This is a genomic window from Frankia sp. CoWAU3, assembly GCF_977971855.1.
Genome location: NZ_CDWWXB010000235.1, coordinates 1 through 3,275 on the forward strand (window position 1 = coordinate 1; position 3,275 = coordinate 3,275).

At 72.8% G+C, this 3,275-nt stretch carries 4 protein-coding genes; 3 read left to right on the top strand and 1 reads right to left on the bottom strand.

Features of this window, described 5'->3' with window-relative positions:
* From AC08ON_RS16125 to AC08ON_RS16135, 3 genes are all read left to right on the top strand, one after another.
* Positions 1-1,040 (top strand): helicase domain-containing protein (locus AC08ON_RS16125; protein ID WP_476617265.1); only part of this gene is annotated, 1,040 nt, incomplete at its 5' end.
* A gap of 21 nt (positions 1,041-1,061) precedes the next feature.
* A complete protein-coding gene (locus tag AC08ON_RS16130; RefSeq protein ID WP_476608340.1) occupies positions 1,062-1,604 on the top strand; it encodes a hypothetical protein in 543 nt (180 codons plus the stop codon).
* A 67-nt stretch (positions 1,605-1,671) separates the two neighbouring features.
* A complete protein-coding gene (locus tag AC08ON_RS16135; RefSeq protein WP_011436808.1) occupies positions 1,672-2,064 on the top strand; it encodes a DUF2237 family protein in 393 nt (130 codons plus the stop codon).
* Positions 2,065-2,095: 31 nt separating this feature from the next.
* Here AC08ON_RS16135 and AC08ON_RS16140 read toward each other — a convergent pair whose 3' ends face one another.
* On the bottom strand, positions 2,096-3,031 hold the full coding sequence (locus tag AC08ON_RS16140; protein WP_476608339.1) for a sulfotransferase family protein: 936 nt from the start codon (positions 3,029-3,031) through the stop codon (positions 2,096-2,098).
* Positions 3,032-3,275 lie beyond the last annotated feature (244 nt).

Genomic DNA, 3,275 nt, shown 5'->3' on the forward strand with positions numbered 1-3,275 from the left:
AGGCGACCGGGCCGGCCGGCGACCTGCTGGACCGGGAGATCGAACGGCCCCGCACCGGGCCGATGCGCGACATCATCGCGACGATCCAACCCGAGCAGGACGAGATCGTCCGGGCGGATCTCGCCGTGAGCGTGTGCGTCCAGGGCGCCCCGGGGACGGGAAAGACCGCCGTGGGGCTGCACCGGGCCGCTTATCTGCTCTACGCCCACCGTGAGCAGCTGCGGCGCTGCGGGGTGCTCGTCGTCGGCCCCAACCGCGCCTTCCTCGGCTACATCGCCGCGGTGCTGCCCTCCCTCGGGGAGTTCACGGTGCGGCACAGCACCCTCGACGACGTGGTGGGCGCGGTCGCCGTGCGCGGCACGGACCCCGACGACGTGGCCGCGCTCAAGGGCGACGCCCGGATGGCGACGGTGATCCGTCGGGCGTTGCACGGGGCGATCCGCCCGCCCACCCGGCCGGTCTCCGTGGACACCCGGGTCGGCCGGTGGACGGTCGGCGCCGACGAGTTCGTGGACCTGGCCGCCGACCTGATCGCGCAGCTGGGCGCGGGCGCGTTGCGCTACGGCACCGCCCGGGCACGCCTGGCCGGCCGGATCGCCGAGTCTGTCCGTCGCCGGGCCGAGGCGAGCGGACACTTCTTCACCGACGGGGCGCTGCGCACCCTCGCCCGCGGCCGGGCCGTCAGCGAGGCCGTCGAGGCGGTCTGGCCGCGGGCCGACGCGCCGGGCCTGGTGCACCGCCTGCTCACCGACCCGGCGTTCCTGGCGTCGGCGGCCGACGGGGTGCTCACCGACGACGAACAGCGCCTGCTGCTGACCGGCGCACCGCGGGGCGGGGTTCGGACGGCGCGCTGGTCGCTCGCCGACGCGTTCTGCGTCGATGAGGCCCGGGACCGCATCGAGAGCGGACCGGGCTTCGGGCACGTGATCATTGACGAGGCGCAGGACCTCTCCGCGATGCAGTGCCGCGCGCTCGGCCGCCGCTGCGCGGACGGCTCCGCCACCGTCCTCGGGGACATCGCCCAGGGCACCACCGGCTGAGCCGCGACCTCGTGGCCGACGTTGCTGGCCCATCTCGGCAAACCCACGGCGCACCTGGAGGTGCTGACCCGCGGTTACCGGGTGCCCGCGGAGATCCTCGACTTCGCGAACCGGCTCCTGCGCCACATCGCCCCGGATCTGCGTCCGGCGACCTCGGCGCGGACCACGCGTGGCGCGCTGACGACGGCCCCGACCACCCCGCAGGGGCTCACCGCCGCGGTGGTCGACTACACCCGCCGGACCCTGCCGCACCCCGGCTCGCTGGCGATCATCGTCGCCGACCGGGAGGTGGCGGCACTCGCGGCGGCGCTGGACGCCGCGCGGCTGCCGATGCCGATCGTCCCGCTCGACGGGGACACCCCACCCGGGCGGGCCTGCCTCGTGCCCGCCTCGCTCGCCAAGGGACTGGAGTTCGACCATGTCATCGTGGTGGAACCCGCCGCGATCGTGGCGGGTGAGGCGCGGCTGTTGCAGGGGTTGCGCCGGCTCTATGTCGTCCTCACCCGCGCCGTGAGCGCCCTCACCGTCGTGCACGCCGACGTGCTGCCCGCACAACTGCGGTGAGCGACCTCGCGGGCCCGATCCGGGTGGTTGCCGTGTCGCCACCGGACGAGTGGGAGAAACTGTCGATGTGGCAGATGAACGGAACGTTCTCGGTGGGGAACTGGAGCCCTGCGGCACCGATCCGGTGACCGGCTTCTACCGCGACGGGTGCTGCAGCACCGGTCCGGAGGATCTCGGTAGCCATACCGTGTGCGCGGTGGTCACCACCGAGTTCCTACGGCACCAGCGGCAGGTCGGCAACGACCTGTCGACGCCCCGACCCGAGTACTCCTTCCCCGGCCTGCGCCCGGGTGACCGCTGGTGCGTGGTCGCGGTACGGTGGCTGCAGGCCTACGAGGCGGGGGCTGCCGCGCCCGTCGTGCTGGCCTCGACGCACGAACGCGCCTTGGAGGTCATCCCGCTGGAGGCGCTGCGCGCCCACGCCGTCGACGTGCCCGCCGACCCACGATCACTCGGCTGACCTCGGCCGGCCCCGCCGGTCGCCGGCCCTGTCAGTCGATGATCTCGGGTTCGAGGCCCACGGTGAGCCAGTCGGCGTAGGACAGGCCGGTGATCTCCTCGAGGCGGGCGATGTCGTCGACGAAGTACGGCAGCACGGCGCGGTGCTGCTCGGCGGTGAGCTTCGGGCGTCCGCCCTTCTGCCGCTGCAACGCGGTGAGCAGCGGACCGCGGAAGGTCCTGCGCACGTGAACCGGGAAGTGGTGCCCGATCCGCCCACCGGTGCGCAGCGCCGCGCGCAGCACGCTGTTCACGGGGGTGTCCGCGACGAACGGCGTGACGTTCTCGGCGGGCACCAGGTCCACCAGACCCGTCTCGACGCCGAGGAACTCGCAGACCCGGTCCAGCGTGGCGGCGGGGGAGTCGCGCAGGTCCCGGTAGCGCAGCAGCAGGACCTGGTCGCGGGAGCACAGGGTGAACAGATGGCTGAGCTGCTCCCCGTACAGGCCGAGGGAGACGTAGTGCCAGAACTGGGCCCAGCCGGCGTCCCGGCGCTCACGCTCCAGAGCACAGGCCCGGACGAAGTCACGTTCCGACTCCAGCCCCGCCGCCCACAGATGGGTCCAGTTCGAGTGTGCGCGGTCGACCGGGTTGCGCAGCATGACGATGATCCGCGCCTTCGGCAGGAGCCGCCTGATCCGGTTCTGGGCGTCCAGGTCGTAGAGGTAGAACGGAGTGACCTCGCCCTTGAGCGTCCCCGCCGGAGCGGCATCGAACAGCGCTTCGTAGTCGGCCCGCCGCCACACGTGCTCCTGGTACGTCTGGGCGTCACCGGGGCCGCCCCGGGCCGGCGGCGGCCCCTGCGACAGGAAGAACTTCGGCTCCTTCACCGACGGGAGGAACAGCGCCGAGTGCCGGACGAGTGCCGCGTGCAGCGCCGTCGTTCCGGCTTTCGGCACGCCGATCACGAGGAAGTCGGGAAGGGCCATATGACGGGCGCTCCTGGACGGCTGGGGTCGGTGGGCGGCCCCGGGGTACGTACCTCGCATACTCCAGTAATCCGACCGGGGACCTCAAGATGGTAGCGGTCAGGGCAGGACGGCGTGAACGGAACGTTCGTCATCCTTACCCGGCCGGTAGGGTTGCCGCGTGGTAGTGAGCAAACAGCACTTGGCGGCGACGGCCGTACCGCTCCCCGGGCTGAGGCCTGCCGTGACCGTGGTCGCGCCGCCC